This is a genomic window from Psychrobacter sp. FDAARGOS_221, from assembly GCF_002313155.2.
Taxonomy (GTDB): Bacteria; Pseudomonadota; Gammaproteobacteria; order Pseudomonadales; family Moraxellaceae; genus Psychrobacter.
In genome coordinates this window covers 1,326,437-1,349,239 of sequence record NZ_NWFK02000001.1, presented here as the reverse complement: position 1 = coordinate 1,349,239, position 22,803 = coordinate 1,326,437, and the positions used below count along the sequence as shown (strand labels likewise).

21 protein-coding genes, 1 tRNA gene, 1 other RNA gene and 1 pseudogene are annotated in these 22,803 nt (G+C 43.3%); 15 read left to right on the top strand and 9 right to left on the bottom strand.

The window, feature by feature from the left end; all coding sequences use genetic code 11:
• Positions 1-9: 9 nt before the first annotated feature.
• Complete coding sequence (locus tag A6J60_RS05630) at positions 10-1,047, top strand: tyrosine recombinase XerC (RefSeq protein ID WP_413772378.1); 1,038 nt, start codon at positions 10-12, stop codon at positions 1,045-1,047.
• Positions 1,048-1,190: 143 nt separating this feature from the next.
• Here A6J60_RS05630 and A6J60_RS05625 read toward each other — a convergent pair whose 3' ends face one another.
• Entirely contained in the window at positions 1,191-2,099 is a 909-nt protein-coding gene (locus tag A6J60_RS05625; RefSeq protein ID WP_096065099.1) for a nitrilase-related carbon-nitrogen hydrolase, read from the bottom strand.
• A gap of 249 nt (positions 2,100-2,348) precedes the next feature.
• Here A6J60_RS05625 and A6J60_RS05620 point away from each other — a divergent pair, with 249 nt between their 5' ends.
• Both A6J60_RS05620 and hpf read left to right on the top strand, forming a co-directional pair.
• The gene (locus A6J60_RS05620; RefSeq protein WP_102993954.1) at positions 2,349-4,013 is read left to right on the top strand and encodes an RNA polymerase factor sigma-54; all 1,665 of its coding nucleotides are present in this window, start codon (positions 2,349-2,351) and stop codon (positions 4,011-4,013) included.
• Between the two features lie 609 nt (positions 4,014-4,622).
• Positions 4,623-4,988: a ribosome hibernation-promoting factor, HPF/YfiA family gene (gene hpf / locus A6J60_RS05615; RefSeq protein WP_096065098.1), complete on the top strand. Its 366-nt coding sequence runs from the start codon at positions 4,623-4,625 to the stop codon at positions 4,986-4,988.
• A 208-nt stretch (positions 4,989-5,196) separates the two neighbouring features.
• On the opposite strand, the gene thiS is transcribed toward hpf, so the two are convergent.
• From thiS to A6J60_RS05595, 4 genes are all read right to left on the bottom strand, one after another.
• Positions 5,197-5,397, bottom strand: a complete 201-nt coding sequence (gene thiS / locus A6J60_RS05610) for a sulfur carrier protein ThiS (protein WP_096065097.1) — start codon at positions 5,395-5,397, stop codon at positions 5,197-5,199.
• A gap of 91 nt (positions 5,398-5,488) precedes the next feature.
• The gene (locus A6J60_RS05605; RefSeq protein ID WP_096065096.1) at positions 5,489-5,854 is read right to left on the bottom strand and encodes a DUF423 domain-containing protein; all 366 of its coding nucleotides are present in this window, start codon (positions 5,852-5,854) and stop codon (positions 5,489-5,491) included.
• Between the two features lie 30 nt (positions 5,855-5,884).
• Positions 5,885-6,751 carry an RNA polymerase sigma factor RpoH gene (gene rpoH / locus A6J60_RS05600; protein ID WP_264755590.1) on the bottom strand — a complete coding sequence of 289 codons (867 nt, stop codon included), beginning with the start codon at positions 6,749-6,751 and terminating at the stop codon, positions 5,885-5,887.
• Positions 6,752-7,086: 335 nt separating this feature from the next.
• Entirely contained in the window at positions 7,087-7,473 is a 387-nt protein-coding gene (locus A6J60_RS05595) for a sulfurtransferase TusA family protein (protein ID WP_096065094.1), read from the bottom strand.
• Between the two features lie 447 nt (positions 7,474-7,920).
• Between A6J60_RS05595 and A6J60_RS05590 the strand changes: the two genes are divergently transcribed.
• Positions 7,921-9,675 (top strand): M48 family metalloprotease, encoded by a 1,755-nt coding sequence (locus A6J60_RS05590; RefSeq protein WP_227526073.1) that lies wholly within the window; start codon positions 7,921-7,923, stop codon positions 9,673-9,675.
• 7 nt (positions 9,676-9,682) lie between these two features.
• Here A6J60_RS05590 and A6J60_RS05585 read toward each other — a convergent pair whose 3' ends face one another.
• Positions 9,683-10,132, bottom strand: a complete 450-nt coding sequence (locus tag A6J60_RS05585; protein WP_096065093.1) for a GatB/YqeY domain-containing protein — start codon at positions 10,130-10,132, stop codon at positions 9,683-9,685.
• 220 nt (positions 10,133-10,352) lie between these two features.
• Positions 10,353-10,568: a 30S ribosomal protein S21 gene (rpsU, locus tag A6J60_RS05580; RefSeq protein ID WP_007394316.1), complete on the bottom strand. Its 216-nt coding sequence runs from the start codon at positions 10,566-10,568 to the stop codon at positions 10,353-10,355.
• Positions 10,569-11,466: 898 nt separating this feature from the next.
• Here rpsU and A6J60_RS05575 point away from each other — a divergent pair.
• The 4 genes from A6J60_RS05575 to crcB all read left to right on the top strand — a co-directional run bounded on the left by A6J60_RS05575 (position 11,467) and on the right by crcB (position 14,336).
• Complete coding sequence (locus A6J60_RS05575) at positions 11,467-11,856, top strand: hypothetical protein (protein WP_096065092.1); 390 nt, start codon at positions 11,467-11,469, stop codon at positions 11,854-11,856.
• Between the two features lie 227 nt (positions 11,857-12,083).
• The gene (locus A6J60_RS05570) at positions 12,084-12,686 is read left to right on the top strand and encodes a c-type cytochrome (protein ID WP_096065091.1); all 603 of its coding nucleotides are present in this window, start codon (positions 12,084-12,086) and stop codon (positions 12,684-12,686) included.
• A 192-nt stretch (positions 12,687-12,878) separates the two neighbouring features.
• On the top strand, positions 12,879-13,919 hold the full coding sequence (gene tsaD, locus A6J60_RS05565; protein WP_102993953.1) for a tRNA (adenosine(37)-N6)-threonylcarbamoyltransferase complex transferase subunit TsaD: 1,041 nt from the start codon (positions 12,879-12,881) through the stop codon (positions 13,917-13,919).
• A 45-nt stretch (positions 13,920-13,964) separates the two neighbouring features.
• Positions 13,965-14,336: a fluoride efflux transporter CrcB gene (gene crcB / locus A6J60_RS05560; RefSeq protein WP_096065090.1), complete on the top strand. Its 372-nt coding sequence runs from the start codon at positions 13,965-13,967 to the stop codon at positions 14,334-14,336.
• Between the two features lie 124 nt (positions 14,337-14,460).
• On the opposite strand, the gene A6J60_RS05555 is transcribed toward crcB, so the two are convergent.
• Together A6J60_RS05555 and A6J60_RS05550 are read right to left on the bottom strand one after the other, a co-directional pair.
• Positions 14,461-15,420: a LysR family transcriptional regulator gene (locus A6J60_RS05555; protein WP_096065089.1), complete on the bottom strand. Its 960-nt coding sequence runs from the start codon at positions 15,418-15,420 to the stop codon at positions 14,461-14,463.
• A gap of 88 nt (positions 15,421-15,508) precedes the next feature.
• Positions 15,509-16,264: a TSUP family transporter gene (locus A6J60_RS05550; protein ID WP_096065088.1), complete on the bottom strand. Its 756-nt coding sequence runs from the start codon at positions 16,262-16,264 to the stop codon at positions 15,509-15,511.
• Positions 16,265-16,505: 241 nt separating this feature from the next.
• Here A6J60_RS05550 and nhaA point away from each other — a divergent pair, with 241 nt between their 5' ends.
• The 7 genes and pseudogenes from nhaA to A6J60_RS13720 all read left to right on the top strand — a co-directional run.
• A complete protein-coding gene (gene nhaA, locus A6J60_RS05545; RefSeq protein WP_096065087.1) occupies positions 16,506-17,708 on the top strand; it encodes a Na+/H+ antiporter NhaA in 1,203 nt (400 codons plus the stop codon).
• Positions 17,709-18,095: 387 nt separating this feature from the next.
• On the top strand, positions 18,096-18,668 hold the full coding sequence (locus A6J60_RS05535; RefSeq protein WP_096065085.1) for a DUF2799 domain-containing protein: 573 nt from the start codon (positions 18,096-18,098) through the stop codon (positions 18,666-18,668).
• A 543-nt stretch (positions 18,669-19,211) separates the two neighbouring features.
• Positions 19,212-19,598 carry an MliC family protein gene (locus A6J60_RS05530; RefSeq protein WP_096065084.1) on the top strand — a complete coding sequence of 129 codons (387 nt, stop codon included), beginning with the start codon at positions 19,212-19,214 and terminating at the stop codon, positions 19,596-19,598.
• 194 nt (positions 19,599-19,792) lie between these two features.
• Positions 19,793-20,163: RNase P RNA component class A (rnpB, locus tag A6J60_RS05525), an RNA gene on the top strand.
• Between the two features lie 215 nt (positions 20,164-20,378).
• A tRNA-Met gene (locus A6J60_RS05520) sits at positions 20,379-20,455 on the top strand.
• A 292-nt stretch (positions 20,456-20,747) separates the two neighbouring features.
• Positions 20,748-22,550, top strand: coding sequence for a translation elongation factor 4 (lepA, locus tag A6J60_RS05515; protein ID WP_096065083.1), 1,803 nt, complete (start codon positions 20,748-20,750; stop codon positions 22,548-22,550).
• Positions 22,551-22,675: 125 nt separating this feature from the next.
• A pseudogene (locus tag A6J60_RS13720) lies at positions 22,676-22,789 on the top strand (signal peptidase I); the annotation flags it as partial.
• Between the last annotated feature and the right edge of the window lie 14 nt (positions 22,790-22,803).

Here is a 22,803-nt window from a genome sequence, read left to right as displayed (position 1 = left end):
AACAAAGCCATGCCAAAAATGTCAAAACAAGCAGTAGCTGCTGAGTCTGATGTCAAAGCAGACGATCAGGTGCAGCAGCTGAGCGACAGTATGCAGGCGTTATTAGTGCCGGTAGAGCAGTGGTTGGGGCAGCTAAAAGTGCAGCAACTATCACCGCATACGCTATCTGCCTATCATGCGGCTTTATATCAGCTGGCGTGTTTTTTGGATACCCGTAAGCTGATTTGGACCCGTTGTGATAAACGTCAGCTGTCTAACTATATTGCCAAGCGTCTCGATGGCGATGCATTGGCCATTTCCAGTGTACAGCAAGAGCTGTCTGCCATCCGCCATTTTTATGGATGGATGATTGAGCAGGGCACGGCTCGAATTAATCCGACCACAGGCTATCAATTAAAGCGAACCCCAAGACCTTTACCGAGCATTGCTGATGGTGATCTCATTGCGCAGCTGCTGGAGCAGCCGATGCCAGATACGCCAGAGCAAGCGCGGCTTTGGATACGTGACAAAGCGATGTTTGAGCTGCTATACAGCAGTGGTCTGCGTGTTGGTGAGCTGGTTGGATTGAATGTGGCAGATTTGCGTATTGATGCCAGTGGTGAGCGTGGCGAAGTTCGCGTATTGGGTAAAGGTAATAAAACACGCTTGGTGCCAGTCGGCCGGCAAGCATTAAAAGCGATTACCACTTATCTACCGCATCGCTATCTATGGGAAGAGAATGGCGATACGGCACTGTTTATCAGTGAAAAGTTAGGAACGCGCTTGAGTACACGTGCGGTTCAGCAGCGCCTGAAAGTGGCGGCTGCACGTGCTGGTATTGCCCAAAATATGTATCCGCATTTATTGCGTCACTGCTTTGCCTCACATATGTTGTCTGGCAGTGGTGATCTGAGAGCGGTGCAAGAGATGTTGGGTCACAGCGATATTAGCACCACGCAGATCTATACCCATGTTGATTTTGCGCGCTTAACCCAAGTCTATGACAAGGCACATCCACGTGCGGTGCACAGTACTCCAGTAGCGTCAGCTCCGACCTCCGAAAAGTAAACTCCTCTTCAAAGGCTGTTACTAAATCTCTATCAAACCCAAGCTCCTCTCAAATCCAACTGATAACTGACCTATCAATTAACTGACAAATCTATTGTCAGTTAGAATTAGTGTTAGAGAGAATAGATGGCTATCTGAACTGCTTATGCCAAACGATGACTATGGATTAATGGCATGTTCTGACGCCACTGCTGTTGTTGCTTTATATCAAAAGGCGTAGTGATGATTTCAAACGCATCATCTATTTGTGTTTTTCCAGTGCTAATCAGTAGTTCACCGTTGGCATTGGCAATACTACTGTGTCCCCAAGTATCTCGGCTGCCTTGCTTGCCATGATGGGTGCCTCCTTGGGCAGAACCAACCACTAAGCACTGAGCGTCTAATGCGCGCGCTTGTAGTAGCAGCTGCCAGTGTGCCTTGCCGGTTTGGTAGGTAAAGGCTGATGGCGCGGTTAGTATCTCAGCACCGGCTTGACGTAATTGCTGTGCGAAAGCAGGGAAACGTAAATCAAAGCAAACCATCATACCGATAGACAGTAGGCCTGGGTCGGCCTGACCAGTCTTCGCTGAAGGTGAGCGGTCGGTGTATCCCAATAAGTTGCCTATATCGCACTGAGCAACCACGGTGTTGGTACCAGGCTCAAAGGTGCGTCCTTCGTCATAGCTGCCTGTGCTGTCAGCCACTTGGGCGCGGAACAGATGAATCTTGTCGTAGCGTGCTACACGCTTGCCATCAGGGGCAAAGATTTGGCTGACTTGGCGCAGTTTGTTATCTGCAACTGGTGTGCCATCTGGTCGATATGCACAAGGCAGGGTACCGGCCACAATAAACAATTGGTGTTTGAATGCCAATTGCGCATACCACTGCGAAATCTCATCAAAGCGCTCAGCAAGTTGATGCTGTCCGCCCATACGGCAAGCGTTTTCAGGTAACACCAGTAAGTGAACGCCTTGGCGTTTGGCTTGCTCAACGGCACGCTCAATAGTGGCTAAGTTGGCGTCAATATCATATTGACTGTTGAGTTGTACACATCCAATGGTTGCTAAAGTCATTATTACTCTTATTATTTTATCCAGTTATGGTTTACGCTATCTTTATCTTAGCGCTGCATTTTTTGTTTGCACTGTCTTTTATACGGCTGTCACAGCAACCTATCACAGTGACCTTGTGTGTTAGATTATCATGATATCAGCAGTCAATCTATCTGTTCTCCAAAGGTTGTGTCTGCCAACAATAACAAGCAAAAATCAAAACAGTGCTAACCCGATATGACAAAAATAATTAGGATTTAATAACGCCCTATGATGAGCGCTTCATTCAATTTAGGTTTAAATGTATCTACCTCCCAAAAGCTGACGCCTCAAATGCAGCAGGCGATTAAGCTGTTGCAATTATCAAGTATTGAGCTTGAGCAACAAGTGCAAATGAAGTTGGATAGTAATCCACTGTTAGAAAGAGTAGAGGAGGATGACATCAGTGCTGAGGATTTTGATAGCATTGAAGCGTTGACCCGTATCGAGCAAGGTGACGACAGTGATTATGATCCCTACGCTGTTAGTAGCACATCGAATCAAGACGATGGATTGGGTAATGATGATTTTGATGATGAGCGCAATAACCCGAATGAGGCAATTGCTACGGTCAAAGTTGATAGCAGTGCTTCTGATATCGCCAAGCAACTGGCTGATCAAGAGCCTACTGTCGCTGATAATGGGCTCGGTGAGCTGGCGATAGATACTGATTGGGAGGATATCTATACCCATAGCCCCACTGGGCTGGGCAGTCCCGATGTACAGCAGATGACAGATTATCAAGGCGCGACCGCTGTCAGCCTGCAAGATCATATCCGTTGGCAGTTAACCTTTAGCCATTTGTCTGATACCGATAATTTGATTGCCGACTATCTGATTGATGCCATGGATGAGTCTGGGTTTATTCAGCTTGATGTTGCAGAGCTGAAAGCCAGTTTTGATGAGATGGCCGATTTTTATGACTGGCCGGCTGCCATTGAAACCGCACAGATTGAGGCGGTGATCGACTTGATTCAAAGTTGTGATCCCTTAGGTGTGGGCGCCAGAAGCTTGGCAGAATGCCTGCAAATACAGCTCAATGCGCTAGAGGAAGACGTGCCATATCGAGATAAAGCATGGCGGTTATTAGAAGCGCATGAGCTGTTAGTCAGTAATAATATCAAGCAGCTGCTGCAGCAAACGGGGCTAAAGCAAGCTGATATTAACCCGTGTCTGGATTTGATTAGAAGTTTAAATCCCGCCCCAGGACTGGGTTTTGTTAAGTCGCAGCCTAACTATGCAGCAGCGCCTGAGGTGTATGATATTCCTGATGTTATTGTACAGCTGCAACAGGATGATAGCGGTGCGAATTGGGTATGGAAGGTCGCGCTTAACCCAGAAACGCTGCCTAAGCTGCGTATTAACAAAGAATATGCCAGTCTTGTGAAGCGTGGCGACGACAGTGCTGACAACGTGTATTTACGTGATAACTTGATGGATGCCCGCCTTTTTATACGTAGCATTGAGGAGCGTAATCAAAACTTGTTAAAAGTAGCGACCTGTATTGTTGAGCTGCAGCAAGACTTTTTGATGCAAGGCGCGACGGCAATGAAGCCGCTCATTTTAAAACAAGTGGCAGATCGGGTTGGGCTGCATGAGTCGACTGTCTCACGGCTGACGACCAGTAAAAGTATCTTGACCCCGCAAGGTCTGTTTTCATTGAAGCACTTTTTTTCATCTCACGTTTCAGGAGAGAACGGCAATGTTTCGGCGACAGCGATTAGCGCGATGATTGCTGAGCTTATCGAGCAAGAAGATCCGAAAAAGCCGTTATCAGACTCAGCGATTGTGCAGCATTTGCAGCAGCAAGGTATTGATATAGCGCGTCGAACGGTAGCCAAGTATCGAGAAGCGATGAATATTGGGTCATCAACGCAGCGTAAACGTAAGTTTTAGAGTAAAAGCTAACGATTGTATATAGGCGTATAAGTGGATGAGGAGGAGATGAGGAGTAGGGTGCTAGAAGATGATTAGTAGGGTGCTAGAAGATGATTAGTAGGCTTATTGATACGGATACAAAGCCAATTGATTGGGCAACAATAGACAGCGATTGAAAATAAAAAATTTCAGATTATATAGTGTTTAATTGTAAATATGGGCAATGATTACATTAAATTACAATAAATTTGCTTGTATAAACTTGGTTTTCATGTCAAATTAAAGATGTCCCAACCAATAAAAACGTCAGTAATTGAGTTGAATACTTCTAGGTAATATTTTTAAATCCGTTTTAAAGATGTTGTCCAAGCAGGTTTAACCCATTATCAAATGTTAGGTTGAGACTCAACTAAAACTGTGTCAGTGCACCATTAATAAGGATATTAATTGTTGGGCTGAAGAGCATAGTTTTAATGTTAATAATAATGTTGTTATTAATCATATAAGTCACTTTATACGTAATTTGCTTTAGCAGGTGTTGGTTACAACGCACATGAGAAAGCCAGGTTATAAAAAGTTACTTTGAGTCAGCGTTCGCGGCTCAACTCTATAAAAGGATGTAGTATTATGAACATTTCAATCAGTGGCCACCATATTACCGTTACCGATGCAATGAAAGACATGGTTATGGATAAGCTTTCAAAAGTAGAGCGTCATTTTGATCAAATCCAAAGCCTGAAAGTCATCTTATCGCTAGACAGCAGTGGTAAAAAGAACAACAAAGCAGAAGCCATTATGCGAGTCGCAGGCCAAGAAATGTTTGTTCAATCTAATGATGATGATATGTATAAAGCCATTCACGAAATGGCAGACAAACTAGACCGTCAGATTCGTAAATACAAAACCCGTATGGATCGCAAGAACCGTGGAACAAAACGTAGAGTGCCCAACTTTGTACCAGATATCTCATCAGATGATGCGCTCGCTTATTAACTGATAATAAAGCAGTTATCTAGATAACAACTATCTAAACAACAGTTGTCTAAATAGTGGTCTAAATAACTATCTAAAACCAGTTAAAGAAAAAGCCCCTGCAAAATTTGCGAGGGGCTTTTTCAGTTTTAGAGCGATCAAGTTTTTAAAGCGATGAGATAAAAAACGCGATAAAGACTATGCGGTGCAGCGAATCAAATCAAACTTATTAACCACCGCCGACAGCTTGTACTACTTCAATAACCATATCTGCTTCTAAAGCCGTAGTTGCTAGCTCTGATTTAGGGATAAGCTCACCATTGACCTCAACCGCATAACGACCTTCTGTCAATTGCAACTCGTCTAGTACAGGTTTAATGGTGGTTTGATTGGTTTCAATGGACTGTCCGTTAACAGTAATGTGATACATAGTTTTCCCTCTTATAACTGAATACGCTTATAACTTTTTGCTTAACTTAATATGCTTTGTGCTTAATGTGCTTTATGCTTAAGGTAATGACTTAAAGCTGAGGGCTTTTAAAGGCTGCAAAGGCAAGCCACAACCAGCCAATTACCATTAAGCTGCCGCCAATGGGGGTGATAGCACCAAACCAACGTGGTGCACCAAGAGTCATGGCATATAAGCTTGCTGCAAAGATGAGCACCCCAACTTGGATCAGCCAAGCAGCGGTTGAATTAACCATACCCTGCTTAATCAAATAGCCAATAACAAGCAGTCCTAAGCCATGATAAAAATAGTATTGAGTGGCGGTGTGCCACCAAGCCATTTGTTCAGGCGACGCAAAAGATTTAATACCATGAGCACCAAATGCACCCAGTGCAACAGCAAGCGCAAGATTCAATGCAGCAATAGCAATCCAGTTCATATTAGTCTCTTATTAATAAAACAATGCGTACTAGAAGCTGTCTTCGTTAGGCATAATGACGCTGTCAATGGTCATGGCTTCACGAATCTTATCCATGGCATTTTTTTCAATTTGACGCACGCGCTCAGCAGAAATGTTATACACCGCGGCCAGTTCATGCAGGGTAGATTTTTGCTCAGACAACCAGCGCTGCTCAACAATATCGCGTGAGCGCTCATCGAGTGTGTCCATCGCATCCATCAAGGCATTGGTGTTATTTTCTTCCCAATCCGCATCCTCTACCATCTCGGCTGGATCAACACCATCTTCCAAGAACAGCTGTGGGGCATAGTGACCATCTTCATCATCACTGCTTTGAGCTTCAAACGAAGCATCATAAGAGGTCAGACGTGACTCCATCTCTAATACCTGTTTGCGAGTGACGTTTAAGTCAGCAGCAATCGCGTCAGCCTCTTCTAAAGTCAGCTGATTGTTGGTCTTTTTAAGACTGCGTAAGTTAAAGAATAATTTACGGTGTGCTTTGGTGGTCGCTACTTTAACAATACGCCAGTTACGGATAACAAATTCATGAATCTCTGCTTTAATCCAGTGCACGGCAAATGATACTAGGCGCACGCCCTTATTAGGATCAAAGCGTTTAACCGCTTTCATCAATCCCAAGTTACCTTCTTGAATTAAGTCGGCTTGGGGTAGGCCATAGCCTGAATAACTGCGCGCAATGTGAATCACAAAACGTAAGTGTGACATCACCAAAATACGTGCCGCCTCAACGTCACCATCGTCATAATAACGATGCGCAAGCTCTTGTTCTTGCTCAGGGGTTAAGATGGGAATCTGGTGCACAGAATTCATATAGGCACCCAAGTTGATGCCGGGTGCAGATAAGTTGACCGGCATCGCAGGCACCAAATCACGCGTACTGGTGTTTGGATAGTCGCTGACCCAGTTTTCTGGAACGACTTCGGCTTGATCCGCATCAATAGTCGTGACAGGTTCTGCTGGTTTGGAAACATCTTTGGCCGGCAGGATATCCTCTTCCACAATTTCATCCGCTTCAGCAAAAGGCAAGTCAGCAACGTCGACATCAATAGGCTCAGCTTTTTTAGCCACAGCAGTATCCTTGCTTGGTGCAGCTTTCTTTTTTGTTTTTAGTTCGTTTTTTTTCGAATTAGCCATATTTTGACCTTAAAAGTAATCACTTTATTGAGATCTATTGTAAAGGATACCACCCACTAGTTACCATTGGTTTTGGTAATGATGAGGTGAAAGATTGTATCGAGTTTTTTTAAACTATCCTCAGTTGCCGCATCGGTACGGGTATTAAGCTGTAATGTTAGTCCTGATTGTTGACAAAATGCAGCCAAGTCAATTTGTGAATTGGGGTCAGTGGCGAGTACATACACACTATCGCCTTCTGCTAGAGTGCGTAGCGCAACTTTGGTTTTCAGTAATGGCATTGGGCATGCCAATCCACGACCATCAACCAATGCAGCAATGTTAATCTCATCGCTGACACCATCCAAAGTCGATTGCGCTGATGGGTTGGTTTCTTTGATTTGTTGTAGGCTGTCTGTGGCCAGCTGTTTTTGTTCTGAATCAGATAAATTAAGTTGTATCATAATGATAGGCTTCGTCAGTATCCGTGTATTTATGGGTATATTGTTATTAAGGTATATCTTTTATTAAAGAGGTAAGTAGGGGTTGATGTAAAATTTTAAAGCGCCAAGCTAACAAGCCAGTGAAATAGTTGAATGTGCAGCACAATTGATATGTCAGCGCCTCTCTAAATAAGGGGGTTTATAAAAAGTAACATCATAGATAAGATGGTATAAGGTTGACTGGTTATGATGGTATCATTAAACCACGGCATGAATGGTTATAAATGGTCAACAGACCTTAACGCGCCCTAACGCAGTACGCTTAGTCGTTATTAAGTCATAGCTGTTAGCGTTATAAACCATGCGCTTAATCACACATGTCTAATCACAAATGCCTGATCACACAAGCTAATCATATAAGGGCTGACAAAGTCCTCAACATTATTGGTATTTTTCAAGGAAGTTGTATTGAGCCTGCTTAAGTCCGAAACGCACCCTGACAGTCATCAACCATTGACGTCCTCTAAAGTGGCGAAAGGTCAGCGCCTAATGACCAAGGCATCGCTATGGCTATTGCCTGCTGCCTTATTGGGTGTCACAGTCAGTGCCGCTGCTGACCCTACTGGCTCAAATCAATTTGAAATGAGCAGCTCTGGTAATTCTTCAACGTCAACGCCCTCGTTTGGTACGAGCTTTGGTATGACCGATAAGCTAACCACGGACAATCGATTTGGTTCCCTTTATACTCAACCTAGAAGACGACAACCTGAGTTAGATTTACCAGATCTTGGCAGTGGTGGCGGTCGTTTTATCGAGTCCAATCAACACAAAGCCATTGGCGAGTGGTCATTACAACAGCTGTCTAGAAGTGCACCGCTGCTGAATGACCCTTGGTCTCAAGAGCAGCTCGAACGTATGGCTTGGCAGATTAATGCGCAAGCTCGTACCCAGGCACCGTTGGCGCTGCTGTTGATTAATAACGCCAGTATCAATGCGTTTGCCATTCCTGGCGGCTTGATGGGGATTCATACCGGCACCATTACCGAATCAGGTAGCATGGATGAGGTCTCTAGTGTCATTGCTCACGAAGTAGCACACTTAAGTCAACGCCATTACGAGCATCGAGAAGATGCCAGCCGTAAGGCATTGTTGTTACAAATAGGCGGACTGTTAGCAGCCATTGCTGCCTCTGCAGCCGATGGTGATGCTGCTGCTGCGGTGATGATGGGCAGCCAAACGGCAGCGTTAAATAGTCAAATGGCCTTTAGTCGTAGCAATGAGCGTGAAGCCGATCGTATTGGCATGCAACTGATGGCCAAGTCTGGTTATGACCCCAGAGCGATGCCCAAGTTCTTTGCAACTCTTAATCAAAAAGCGCAGCTCAATATGAGCAAGAACGCGTATCTACCCAGCTTTATCATGACCCACCCACTCAGCTCAGAACGTTTGAGCGAGGCACAAAGCCGCGCAAGCAGTTATCCACCGGTGGCGTTAAGCGAGCAGCGTGATAAATTGGTTTTTGATTTACTAAAATGGCGCTTAAAGGTGTTGACCAATCAAGTCACTGAGGGTGATTTGTTGGCAGCGGCGCCTAAGAGTAAAGGGGCTACGATGGCTTTAGCTTACTGGTACGCCAGTCGCAATCGTTATCAGCAGGCAAATGAGCGATTTAATCAGTTAAAAAATACCAAGTTAAATGCCGCATATGCCGATCAGGTTGCTTTTGATATCTTGCTGGCCATTACAGAGGCGCAGGCCGCTGCAATCCGAGGCAGATGGCAAGACGCTGAGCAGATTTTAATACCCTTTTATAATGTCTATCCTGAGCGTCGTGATATTAAGTTATTACTGTCAGAGGCTTGGCTACATCTGGGTAACTATAATCAGGTCATCAGCGCGGTCAAACCGATCGTTGATAACCGCTCTTATGACACCGAAGCCTTATTCCGATTACAGCGTGCTTATGAGCTAATGGCCAGCAGCGAACGTCAAAACAAACCAGCGCTGGCCAATATCTATGCTGTTAATGCCCTGCGTTATCGCGGGCAAGGCGAGTTGTGGCAGGGCAGGTATTCAGATGCATTGATTTCATTGCAACAGGCAAAAAGCCTAGTTGAAAAGGCCGAAACCAGTAACTCAAATGAGGTGAGTACCCGCTCACTATTGGCCAATATCAATAATGAAATCGCTCAGGTCAATGCGGCCAAGGAATTCAAACCTTAGTGAGCTATTAGCCCATTAATGCTTTTTTCACCAACTGTGAGATGGTCGCAGGATCAGCACGTCCAGCGGTTTTGCTCTTAAGCGCACCCATCACTTTACCCATGTCTTGCATAGAGCTTGCGCCTTGGGCACTGATTTCTTCATTAACCAATGCGGCTAGCTCTTCATCACTCATCTGCTGTGGCATAAACTCGTTGATGATATCGATTTCAAACTGTTCTTTTTCAACCAAGTCTTCACGACCGTTTTCTTTGAACACAGCCAATGATTCTTGACGCTGTTTTAGCTGCTTTTGAAGAATTTCAAGAATACCGGCATCATCTAGCTCAATCTTACGATCAATTTCAATTTGCTTGATTACTGATTGTACGTTACGTAGCACTTTTACTTTTTCAAGTTCACGTGCTTTCATTGAAGTTTTTACTTGTTCAGTAATGGTGTCTTTTAATGCGCTCATGGCGGCTTCCTTACGTGTTCGTGATTGTTGTGATTATAATGATAAATAATAAGAAAATTTTACCATAAAAAAACCACCTGTATTAGGGCGCTATTAGCAATGAAGCAAGTAGGCGACCAAATAAGGTGGTTTTTTTACGTTGTAAATTCCGTTATTATGCTAGCGCATAGCGTCCTGCAAATAAGGGGTTTACAGCTGAATCAATCGGTAGTTCCGATGATTAGTACATACGAGTTGTACGGATTGATTCACGTTGTAATTTTTTCTTGTAGCGTTTTACTGCTGCTGCCTTTTTACGCTTACGCTCTTGCGTTGGCTTTTCGTAAAACTCACGCTTACGAACATCAGATAAAACACCAGCTTTTTCGCAGGCACGCTTGAAGCGACGGATAGCGATATCAACAGGTTCGTTCTCTTTAACCTTAACTGAAGGCATGCAGACTCCTTAATAACATTTAGTGGAAATGAGAGACTAGTGACATTAGCAATGCTGTGTGGTTGGTATTAGCCGTAGCGTCTCAAGGGGTTTACGGCATCAGCTCTTGCTAGAATAAAATTTAAAATCATTACTTTGGGTGTCAAACACGCAAAAGTAAGAGCGAAATTATACTAAAAAATAAATAAACTGTCAATATGCTTATCAATGGCTCAGGCGGCAGGTTTATTCAGGGTCAACTTTATTTGATTATTAAGCTTTGGTCATCAGTTTTAGTTACATGGCACTAATCTTAGTTTTTGTATCTATATGAGAGTAGAAGAGTAGAGCAGAGGCCAGACTTCTAAAAGTGAAAATAGTTGTTTAATGTTTTAATTTGAAAAATCTAAAGCGTTTTGTCCTTAAATTTATACTTAAAATAGAAAAATGTATTTGAAGCGCGTTTATTATAAGTTTATAATGCTTAATAACATTCATTTAAAATGAATCATTATAATTATAGTGATATTATTTTTAATCAATGGCTAATTTTATTGATTAAGTGTCATTAATTAATTTTGTCTATTAGGGGTTTATAAATCAAGTGTAAAGCCGAGTACAGATGAATGTCGGTAGGATGTTAAATTTTACCCCATTAATCAGTAGCGGTTTAAGGCGGTTAGTGATAGTGACATATCAACGGTTGTGATATTATTGTGGCGTAAATTAAGTTCGGGTTATTGAGTGATGCTGTATGCTCTGCTAAACCGTTATCTATCGATGTTAGCGTGATGATAATGTGGAGCGCACAGACGCAGATTAATCCGATAATAGCCGTATTATTTAATAGTTGTTCGTTAAATAGTTATTTATTTAATACAGATACACGATGTATCCGCAACCTATCTAGGAGTTAATAATGTCACTAATCAATCTTCAAGTGAAAAATGTTCACCGTATGTTCTCTGCACCTGCTTTGGTATTAGGTACTGCTTTATTGCTAACTGCTTGTGGTGGTAGCGATGAACATGAAGTGAAAGCGATTGATAAAGTAGAAGAAGCGGCTGAGCTGGCAAGAGCAAATGCACCAGAGCCAGAGCCATTAAACCTTGAAGACATTGAAACCGTACCAGCAGCAGAAGGTGAAGCAGACGCAGAAGCAGGTACAGATGCTGAAGCCGATGCTGACGCAACAGATGCTGCGGATGCAGAAGCAGACGTTGCAACCGCAGAAGCAGCAGACACTGCTGAAGAGCAGCCTGCAATGGAAGAGGCGACTGAAGCAGCTGAAGAACCTGCTGCTGAATAAACCGAGGTCGGTTCTTAATTGTTAAAAAGTCAGTTGTTTGATAAAGACACGGCCTAGGCTGGATAGCCACAGATAATGTGATCAGTCTAATGCAGGGTTTATTTAGTCACTGTATTACTGGCTTTAGGTTGCTTGTTTTGTAAAACCCCGATGCAATCTATTTGCAGATTTTAATCTTTTTTATTTTTTAAAAAGTTAACATACATTTAGCAAAGGCGAGGTCTCTCATGCTAAGCAATAAGCAACAAAAAAGTCAATTATCATCATTATCTGTTGGCACTGCCAATCGCAACGGTCAATCAGCATTTGCCAAAAGTGGTCTACTTATCAGTAGCGCGCTGGCGTTAGGACTGCTGGTCGGTTGTGGCGGTGGCTCAGAGTCAACTGAAACAACGACAACAGCGGATACAGCCGCAGAAACAACCACAGCTGAACCTGCTGAAGTAGAAGCACCAGAAGTGGAAGCTGCGCCTGAAACTGAAGAAGTTGAGGTGACAGAAGAAGTTGAGGTGACAGAAGAAGTAGAAGCGGCAGAAGCTGAGCCTGAAGTAGAGGCTGCTGCAGCTGCGACAGACGATGCACCACTAGATGCTAATGCTGGCGCAGAGCTGTATGAAAAAACGTGTAAAACCTGTCATGCGACGGGCCTGCTAAGCTCACCTAAGTTAGGTGACAAAGAGGCGTGGGCACCACGTATTGCTCAAGGTAAAGAGACGTTGTATAAGCATTCAGCAGAAGGCTTTAACCAAATGCCACCTCAAGCAGCGGGTGATGTGACTGAAGCACAAGTTCATGCGGCTGTTGACTATATGGTTGAGCAATCTAGCTAATCTAATATAGTAATTTTTATAGCCAATAGATGATTTGTCATGATTGGCGATAAACAATAGATAAAACGTATTGTTGATAATTTGGTAAACTACCGCCATTGTATAGCTACACTGGCGGTTTTTTGTGCCAATTAATAAAACAGGTTTGATGGCAGATACGGATGTTGATGCCAATCAATGAATGGGTGCCATTTGAAAGTATTAGGTTTAGAAACATCATGTGACGAGACAGGGCTGGCTATTTTTGATAGCGAGCGCCTGGAACAAGACGGCAATGGTCTGGTCGGACAAGTACTGTATTCTCAAATTGATCTGCATGCGACCTATGGTGGCGTGGTGCCTGAGCTTGCCAGTCGCGATCATATTCGCAAGCTGGTACCGCTACTTGATGAGTTGCTCGAGCAATGCCAGATGAGCAAAGATGAGATTGATGCCATTGCCTTTACCAAAGGCCCAGGTCTGATCGGGGCTCTGATGACAGGCGCGCTGTTTGGGCGTAGTTTGGCTTATGGGCTTGATGTGCCTGCCATTGGTGTGCATCATATGGAAGGGCATTTGCTATCGCCACTGTTAGGTGCTAATCCACCGCAGTTTCCGTTTGTGTCATTGTTGGTATCCGGAGGACACACTCTGCTGGTGGCGGCGCACGCTATTGGTGAGTATGAAATACTGGGTGAAAGCATTGATGACGCGGCCGGCGAGTGCTTTGATAAAGCAGCCAAAATGTTAGATCTGCCGTACCCAGGCGGACCAAATGTGGCACGGCTAGCCCTTGATGGTGATGCCTCTGCTTATGATTTGCCACGACCCATGTTGCATAAGGGATTGGATTTTTCATTTAGTGGTATGAAAACTGCGGTGCATAATCTGATTAAAGATACTCCAGGCTCAGACAGCGACCCAAAAGTACGTTCGGATATCGCTGCCAGCTTCCAACATGCGGTAGTCGATACTTTGGTAAAAAAATGCGTTAAAGCGTTAAAGCAAACAGGTATGAAACAGCTAGTGATTGCTGGCGGGGTGAGTGCAAACTTGCATTTACGTGAAAGCTTAGAGACTGAGCTGGCCAAAAATAATGCCACTGTGCATTATGCACCGCTTGAGCTGTGTACAGACAATGGTGCGATGATTGCGTATGCGGGTTATCAAAGATTGCAGTCTGGTCAAGCTGATGATTTATCTGTCAGCTGTGTGCCAAGATGGAATATCAGTGAGTTGCCTGCGTTGTCATAAATAAACGCTTACCTATAAATTAAATGACTAGCAAAGGAGAGTCTGATGCAGTGGATAGCCATTGGCTTAGGTGCAGCAATCGGCGCTTGTTTACGTGCTTGGCTGGCCAAACTAAATCCACTGCACAGTTGGATACCACTGGGAACTTTAGGCGCGAATGTCTTAGGCGGACTGCTGATCGGTATGGCGATGGTGCTATTTATGCGTATCGGTAGTGCTTGGCATCCAAATGTGAAACTGTTTGTGATGACTGGGTTTTTAGGCGGACTGACGACTTTTAGCACGTTTAGTAGTGAAGTGTTTGGTTTGCTCAATAGCGGAAAAATTGGAGCCGGCATTGTGCTGATTGGGGTGCATGTACTACTTACCCTAATCGCAACCGCTGTCGGATACTATCTGATGCGGACGTTGCTATAACAATAGTATTCTCTTTTCTATAGCCGTCGTCAGCTTTTAGTCATATCTTACATAGGTTATACAGCTGCACTGGCTAAATCTAAACCAGTTTCTCTAAACTAATCTTTCTTTACGGCACCAACGGTTACGGTTTAACCAGTCCTTCTAATAGCTTGGCAAAACCTTGCATATAAGCCACATCTGAGCTGCTCTCACGGGTTGCTGCAAACAGTTGGCAATAAACGCCTTGTTTTTGATTGTCTAGCGTCTGTCTAGTTGTTTTGCCAGTCGCTTTAGCCGTCGTTTGGTCAGTGGTCTGTGCTGCCAACCGACGTGTCACAATCCATCCTTTTTTCTCATACTCTGCCGCTACCCAGTCAGGAAGCGCTGCAACCCCACGTTCACTAGCAACCAGCTGAATTAGCATCGCCGTCAGCTCCGTGGTGCGAATTTTTGCGAAGCTTAAGTCGGCAGGCGCCATAAATTTAGCGATGACATCCAGGCGCTTGGCTTCTACCGGATAGGCAATCAAGGTCTGATCGACCACATCACTGGGTTCAATCAGCTGCTTGCTGGCAAGTGGGTGAGTCGGCGACAGTACCAAGCGGCTTTCATAAGTAAATAACGGCTGGTAGCAAATACCGTCAATATCCAAATCGCTGGTCGTAATCAGCAAATCAATATCACTTTCACTGAGCAAGTGATGCGGCTCGGGGTCAAATCCAGTCGCAAAGTCGAGCTCCACATCAGACCATTCACGGCGGAACTGATTCAAAATGGGCATTAACCAATCAAAACAGCTGTGACATTCAGAAGCCAGACGCAGTCGTCCTGCTTGGCCATGAGCCAATCTTTTTAGGTTGTTTTTAGTACGGATGACTTGCGGCAAAATGCTGTCGGCCAACTTTAAAACAACATTACCAGCAGGTGTAAAAGTCAACGGACGAGTACGACGATTGACCAGTTTGACACCATAGTAGTTTTCAAGCTCTTTTAGTTGATGTGACACCGCAGATGCGGTCACGTGTAATTCATCTGCAGCTGCGGCCAGAGAGCCATGAGCACGTAATGCGGTTAAAGTTTGTAAGTGGCGAAGCTCGAGCATAGTCGTCAATCAGTTTATTAATGAAGGATATTGTTATTCTAACCCATTCGTTGTGATAAGGTCATCCGCTATATAGGGAATGGCTATATTAGCCAAACACGTACTTCGTAATCATTGCCAAACACATAATGACAATCATCGGGCGGATAATTTTACTGCCGCCTTTGACCACCATATGTGACCCGGCAAAAGCACCTACGGTTTGTCCAACCATCATTGCCAAGCCCACGCTCCATATCACCTTACCTCCCAAAATAAAGAAAATCAGCGAGGCGATATTGGTTGAAAAATTAAGCACTTTGGCGGTACCCGTGGCCGAAACGATTTCTTTACCTCGTAAGGCAACATTGCCTAGTGCAAAAAACATCCCAGTGCCGGGCCCAACATAGCCGTCATAAAAGCCAATCAAGGGGCTAAATATCCGCTGCCAAGTTGATTCTTTAATTCTAGGTTCTGCTTCTACCTCACCAAGACTGGGTGCAAATAGGGTATAAATGCCTATAGCGGCAATCAAAAAAGGGATCAGTTTTTCTAGCATATCAGGCGGTGATAGCTGAACAGCGATGGTGCCGACAGCAGAACCCACAAAAGCACCGATGATGGCCAGTTTAATTTTGGATGGTGATACCACGCCTTTTTTGATCATAGTAATCGAGGCGGTGAGGGCACCAGAAGTGGCCTGTAGCTTATTGGTACCTAAGGTCATCACCGGCGGAATATTCGCCAGTAGCATAGCAGGAATGGTCAATAAGCCACCGCCGCCAGCGATGGCATCAATAAAGCCTGCAACGGTTGCCACTGCCGTTAGCATGATAATAATCTCAATAGATAATGACAATTCCATAACAGGCATCCATAACTTATATAGTAGCGTTGAAAAAAGAGTTGATTATAGCATGAGATACGCCAAGCACTGCTGTCAGAGGTAATGTTGTTTGTCCTATCTTAGGCAGCAAAAAACACAAGTCCTTTCCAAAAATTCACTCGACACTTGTGTTTTTCTGCTACCATAAATGCCAATAAATAATCAAAATGATAAAAGGTTCATTTCATATTTGACCTTACAAGCAAGATAGAGAGGATGCATGCTACTTCAAAAAATAAAAAATTTCTTTAGCTATGAGGCAGCAGGGGGCGTTGTACTCGCAATTGCCGCTTTAGCCGCCATGATTGTGGCAAACTCTCCATTGCACGACTGGTATGTGTCATTTATCCATGCGCCAGTTGTTGTGCAAGTGGGAGACTTGATTATCGATAAAGATGCCCACCACTGGATTAATGATGGATTAATGGCGGTATTCTTTTTCTTAGTCGGCCTTGAGCTCAAACGAGAAGTGTTGATTGGTGAGCTGTCAAATATTAAGCAGATTATATTACCTGCAGCGGCAGCCATCGGCGGTATGATTGCGCCAGCCTTGGTCTATGTGGCGTTCAACCATAATAACCCAGAGTACTTGGCGGGTTGGGCAATTCCTGCCGCAACTGATATTGCGTTTGCCATTGGTATTTTGAGCTTATTGGGCAGTCGTGTGCCGAATGCGTTAAAGATATTCTTGGTATCGATTGCGATTTTCGATGATATCGGCGCAATTTTAATCATTGCGTTATTTTATACCAGTGATTTATCGCTATTGTCGTTGCTGATTGCCGGTCTGTGTCTGCCGTTTTTATATATGCTTAATCGCCGTAACGTTACTGCTATTACGCCTTATATTTTCTTTGGCATCATTATGTGGATTGCGGTATTAAAGTCAGGCGTGCATGCGACATTGGCAGGCGTGTTACTGGCGTTATTTATCCCTATGGTCAACAAAGACGACCCAGAGCATTCACCGCTAGAAGATATGGAGCATGACTTACACGGCACAGTTGCCTTTGCGATTTTACCGCTGTTTGCCTTTGCTAATGCCGGTATCTCATTGCAGGGCGCTGGTATGGAACAGCTGTTGCATTCGGTACCATTTGGTATTGCTGCCGGCTTATTCATCGGTAAGCAAGTCGGTATTATGACGATGTGCTGGTTGATTATTAAGTTTGGATTGGCGTCGTTACCTAATGGCACTAACTTCAAGCAAATATATGGTGTGTCATTGTTATGTGGTGTGGGCTTCACCATGAGTCTATTCATTAGTGGCCTAGCCTTTGGCGGCGGTACAGAAGGTTTCGATCCGCGTTTAGGTATTATTCTAGGCTCATTAATTTCAGGTATTATCGGTTATTTCTTATTAAAAACTACCTTAAAGCCGGGTGTTAGTCCTGAAAGCTCGCTAGATTTAACAAAAGGGTAAAGCACCCTAAGCGCTCATTGATGTTATTGAGCGACTTAGCTGTTTATTATATCAAGGGTCTGAAAGTAAACCTTACTTTCAGGCCTTTTTTTATCCTATTTTTCATCACGAGCGATTATTTGATAAGCAAAGGATTAAAAGGGTTAACTACAATCAAGGCGGTCATAAACGACAGTTATCAAGATAAAAAAACCATAACTCCTGCTCTATTTAGGTTGTATTCAAGTTATGGTCTCTGGATTTAAATCATATTATCAATCATTTAAAAATTTATAAAAAAGACCAGTGTTTGTACAAAACATGTTAAGAAACATCAAAAAAAGTGGTAAGCTTTGATAGTACACCTGAGGTAAATAATAAGATGATTGATACTTAAGGAGTAAAAGAATGAAAGGAGCTTTTTGGCTGTTAGGGATAATTGTCAGTGTGCCGTTATTAACAAGCTGTGCAACCTTATCTAAAGAAGAGTGCTTAACCGGTAACTGGGAATCGATAGGTTACGCAGATGGCGCAGCAGGCCGGTCTTCAGATCATTTGAATAGACACAATAAAGCCTGTGCCAAAGTGGGTGTGGCAACCAATTATCAGATGTGGGAAAAGGGTCGTCAACAAGGATTAAAGCAATATTGCACCGCAACTAATGCTTATCAACTTGGTAAAAGAGGCAGTCAACTAAATGCGGTTTGTCCTGCATCAGTGACACCAAAATTAGATAGAATCAATGCCGACGGACGTCGTTACTATTCAATCAATCAGCAAATAGTTAATGAAAAGAAAAAGCTAAAAGAGTATACCGACGACTATGAGTCACTACGTAATGGCAGTAATTTAGATTTTACTGATGAGCGTGATGCCAGAAGCTATTTGATTGAGTTGCCTCCTAAGATATATCAGGTACAAGAGCGCATTGATCGTCTTGAATATCAGCTTCAGCAGTTACAACAAGCCGTCGGGTATTAAGCATCGCTTATACCATTTAATCGTAAACTAGATTTGGTTTTAGGTTGACCAATATTTAGTAGGATTTAACCTGTCCCGAATATAATTTATTATTAATAGTTTGTTTACATAATTCAACCAAAACTATGAAGTAAGTAGTATAAATTATGTCAACCAATAACAGACAATATTTGAATAAAGACTATAATTACACTTAGATTTTAGTCTTTATAGTCAATACTCATTGAGCCTTGGACAATGTTATTTATTAAAGTTGCTTATTGAGCTTGAGCATCCTTTTGGGGGTTTACTAGTCGTTTATTACCTGATAATAAAATGAGAGTAGTTGTTAGGTTTTAATAATGATACGTTTTAATAATGATACTTAGTCTTAATAATGACTGGGTGCTGAATAACCTTAAGTAAGTGCAACTAAGCATTGATACAGTTAGGCTAATTATAGCTAGACACTAATGAAAGTTTTCAAACCAAAATATTCAAACATTTGATTTTTAATGAAAAATGTTGAATGAACCAACCAACCAAATAAACGGAGTGTTTTTAATGAAAAAACTAGTTACTTTATTACCACTAAGTGTTGTTCTAGCTGCTTGTGCGACTAGCCCAAATGCGACAACTGGTACACAGCAAACAGACAAAGCTTATGACCGTATGGCAGCAGAGCAGTTTGTTTGTGAAGACAATGCAAGCGTTCAAGCTAAATACTCAATGGACGGCGAGCAAGCGATGCTAAACGTTAACTTGCCTAAAGCTAAGTGGGAAAACCAGCCACTAACGATGCAAATCGCACCATCAGGTTCAGGTTCACGCTACGTTAACAACGAAAGCCAAAACGTTGCTTATGACTGGCACACCAAAGCTGACATGGGTATCATGACAGTAACTTGGGCTAACGGTAATGAATACAGCGTAAACTGTGAGCGCAGATAAGCTTTTGATTTAAGGCTTGATTGCAAGCTTTAATTAAAGCTGAAGTATAAAAGACAGCAATGACGTTAAGTCGTTGCTGTTTTTTTTATGGGCACTTTTTGTTAAATAGGTTTTATGGAATACGCTAAGGTAAATTTTCATATAATTGACAGTTTTTTGTATCATATTTTTTTGGGTCTGCTATAATGTGCAACTTGGTAAACTAGACGATCGCCGTTTTGCTATTGCAGAAGGGAGGAAAGTCCGGGCTACATAAGGCAGCGTGCCAGCTAACGGCTGGGCGGGGTAACCCGACGACCAGTGCAGCAGAGAGGAGACCGCCTTCAATATTGCTTTAGAGCTTGCTTTAAAGTAGGAGGTAAGGGTGAAAGGGTGTGGTAAGAGCACACCGCATGGCTGGCAACAGTTCATGGCAAGGTAAACTCCACGCGTAGCAAGACCAAATAGGTGTCCATTACTTGTCGCCTGCAGGGGACACGGGTAGGTTGCTCGAGCGTATTGGCAACGATACGCCTAGATGAATGATCGTTCTCGACAGAACCCGGCTTATCGGTTTACCAAAAATATATTAGGGATTGATTTTTTTCGGTCTATATTTTTTATTAGCAGTGATTTTTTACTAGCAGTGATTCAAGGTGCTAATTAATCAAAAAAAGCTTAAATAGACGAAAATAACCGCAAAATAGCAGAGAATAACCTCTTATTTTAAAATAATTTCAATTATTTTTGATTTAGGGGTTGACGGCTTAAAATGTTTCAGGGATAATACCGCCCTCAAATGGCGATGTAGCTCAGCTGGTTAGAGCGCACGACTCATAATCGTGAGGTCAAGAGTTCAAGTCTCTTCATCGCCACCATATATCTGGCCATAGCGCCTTAAAATAGCCGATTACTTTGCCATGTGAAGCTAAGTAGTTGGCTTTTTTTATGTCTGCACAAAATGCTATTGCAATCAGGCTTAGTATCTTCGTCGCCTCTTCTACAACACTTTCAGTCACTTTGGGTGACTATCTTTACCTTTAACTGTCAGTGTTTCATTTCTACCACTTACAAGCCGACGTAAAGCTGATAGAATAGTTGACCTTAAAACATTATTCACTTCATTTCTTTCAACTTTTAATGAACTCAACAACTAGGTAGCCGCAAGACGTGACCGCATTATCAAACATTCGAAATTTTTCAATCATCGCCCATATTGACCATGGTAAGTCGACCTTGGCTGATCGCTTTATCCAAACATGTGGCGCCCTGCAAGATCGTGAAATGCAGGCACAGGTTTTGGACTCAATGGATATTGAGCGAGAACGAGGCATTACGATTAAAGCCCAGTCGGTAACCTTGTATTATGACCATCCTAATGGCGAGCGATATCAGCTAAACTTCATTGATACGCCTGGACACGTTGACTTCTCATACGAAGTTTCACGTTCTTTGGCAGCCTGTGAAGGCGCGTTATTGGTCGTTGATGCCGCTCAGGGTGTTGAAGCTCAGTCTGTGGCGAACTGCTACACTGCGGTAGACTTAGGTCTGGAAGTATTGCCGGTATTAAACAAGATTGACTTACCGCAAGTTGAGCCAGAGCGTGTTATTCAAGAGATTGAAGATATTATTGGTATCGAAGCCATTGATGCACCGCGTGTTTCTGCTAAGTCAGGCTTGGGTGTTGATGAGCTATTAGAAGCCTTGGTTGAACATATCCCGGCACCTACTGGCGACCGTGATGCACCATTACAAGCGCTGATTATTGACTCGTGGTTTGATAACTATCTGGGCGTTGTCTCTTTAGTGAGAGTGCGTCAAGGTAGCTTGAAAAAAGGCGATAAGATTTTAATTAAATCGACCATGGATTCACATCTGGTTTCATCGACCGGTGTATTTACACCGAAGCCATTAGAGACGGGCAAACTTGAAGCTGGTGAAGTGGGCTTTGTGATTGCGGGTATCAAAGACATTCATGGCGCACCTGTTGGTGACACCATGACCCATGCTAGCACTCCAGATGTGGACCTGATTCCAGGGTTTAAGCAAATCACACCTCAGGTCTATGCTGGTTTATTCCCAGTAGACTCGGGTGACTTTGAGAAGTTCCGTGAAGCGCTACAAAAGCTGCAAATTAACGATTCAGCCTTATTCTTTGAGCCAGACACTTCTGATGCATTAGGTTTTGGTTTCCGCTGTGGCTTCTTAGGTATGCTGCATATGGAGATTATCCAAGAGCGTCTTGAGCGTGAATATGATCTAGACCTAATCACCACTGCGCCCTCTGTAATTTATGAAATCAAAAAGAAAAATGGCGAAATAATGCTGGTAGATAACCCATCTAAACTACCAGATCCAGGTTTTGTCGAAGAGTTCCGTGAGCCAATCGCACGCTGTAATATATTGGTGCCACAAGACTATCTGGGCAACGTGATGACCCTATGTATGGAGCGCCGTGGTACGCAAGTCGATATGCGCTTTATGGGTAAGCAAGTCCAGCTTATTTTTGATATTCCACTGGGTGAAGTGGTGATGGACTTCTTTGATCGCCTCAAATCAGTATCACGTGGTTTTGCGTCACTTGACTATGAATTTGACCGCTATGAAGTGGACAAGTTAGTTAAAGTGGATGTGTTAATCAATGGCGATAAAGTTGATGCGTTGGCAATGATTTGTCACCAAGAACAGGCCCGCTATCGTGGTAATCAGCTGGTTGAGAAGATGAAAGAGTTGATTCCAAGACAAATGTTCGACGTGGCGATTCAAGCGGCTATTGGCAGTCAGATTATCGCTCGTAGTACTGTGAAAGCAATGCGTAAAGACGTATTAGCCAAGTGTTATGGCGGTGACGTATCGCGTAAGAAAAAGCTACTTTCTAAGCAAAAAGAAGGTAAGAAGCGCATGAAGCAGGTTGGTAGTGTGGAAATTCCACAAGAAGCCTTCTTGGCGGTATTACAGGTAGATAACCAGTAAATAGCCAATTGTTGGAAAGAGAGTCGTTGAAAATAAATCATTGAACAGCGAATCAGTAAACAGTCAATAAACCCATTGGGTCAGCTTTGGCAATCGATAAATAATAGTGTGGTTAAGGCAGCAGTATGGACTTTGATTTTAATGTGATTTTAGTGCCAGTAACCTTAATTTTAGGGGTGATATGGCTGCTTGATAAGCTCTGGTTAAAGCAGCACAAGCGTGCTGGTCTAGGTCAGGGTAAAGAGCAACAAGC

Excerpts from the sequence above, each read along its gene's own strand:
- A6J60_RS05605 (WP_096065096.1), bottom strand. The coding sequence starts at position 5,854 with ATGAACTGGATTGCTATTGCTGCATTGAATCTTGCGCTTGCTGTTGCA.
- A6J60_RS05550 (WP_096065088.1), bottom strand. The coding sequence starts at position 16,264 with ATGGAATTGTCATTATCTATTGAGATTATTATCATGCTAACGGCAGTG.
- A6J60_RS05595 (WP_096065094.1), bottom strand. The coding sequence starts at position 7,473 with ATGATACAACTTAATTTATCTGATTCAGAACAAAAACAGCTGGCCACA.
- A6J60_RS05585 (WP_096065093.1), bottom strand. The coding sequence starts at position 10,132 with ATGAGCGCATTAAAAGACACCATTACTGAACAAGTAAAAACTTCAATG.
- A6J60_RS05630 (WP_413772378.1), top strand. The coding sequence starts at position 10 with ATGCCAAAAATGTCAAAACAAGCAGTAGCTGCTGAGTCTGATGTCAAA.
- A6J60_RS05625 (WP_096065099.1), bottom strand. The coding sequence starts at position 2,099 with ATGACTTTAGCAACCATTGGATGTGTACAACTCAACAGTCAATATGAT.
- nhaA (WP_096065087.1), top strand. The coding sequence starts at position 16,506 with ATGCTACTTCAAAAAATAAAAAATTTCTTTAGCTATGAGGCAGCAGGG.
- A6J60_RS05570 (WP_096065091.1), top strand. The coding sequence starts at position 12,084 with ATGCTAAGCAATAAGCAACAAAAAAGTCAATTATCATCATTATCTGTT.
- A6J60_RS05535 (WP_096065085.1), top strand. The coding sequence starts at position 18,096 with ATGAAAGGAGCTTTTTGGCTGTTAGGGATAATTGTCAGTGTGCCGTTA.
- A6J60_RS05555 (WP_096065089.1), bottom strand. The coding sequence starts at position 15,420 with ATGCTCGAGCTTCGCCACTTACAAACTTTAACCGCATTACGTGCTCAT.
- A6J60_RS05575 (WP_096065092.1), top strand. The coding sequence starts at position 11,467 with ATGTCACTAATCAATCTTCAAGTGAAAAATGTTCACCGTATGTTCTCT.
- crcB (WP_096065090.1), top strand. The coding sequence starts at position 13,965 with ATGCAGTGGATAGCCATTGGCTTAGGTGCAGCAATCGGCGCTTGTTTA.
- rpoH (WP_264755590.1), bottom strand. The coding sequence starts at position 6,751 with ATGCCGGTCAACTTATCTGCACCCGGCATCAACTTGGGTGCCTATATG.
- A6J60_RS05620 (WP_102993954.1), top strand. The coding sequence starts at position 2,349 with ATGATGAGCGCTTCATTCAATTTAGGTTTAAATGTATCTACCTCCCAA.
- thiS (WP_096065097.1), bottom strand. The coding sequence starts at position 5,397 with ATGTATCACATTACTGTTAACGGACAGTCCATTGAAACCAATCAAACC.
- hpf (WP_096065098.1), top strand. The coding sequence starts at position 4,623 with ATGAACATTTCAATCAGTGGCCACCATATTACCGTTACCGATGCAATG.
- A6J60_RS05530 (WP_096065084.1), top strand. The coding sequence starts at position 19,212 with ATGAAAAAACTAGTTACTTTATTACCACTAAGTGTTGTTCTAGCTGCT.
- rpsU (WP_007394316.1), bottom strand. The coding sequence starts at position 10,568 with ATGCCTTCAGTTAAGGTTAAAGAGAACGAACCTGTTGATATCGCTATC.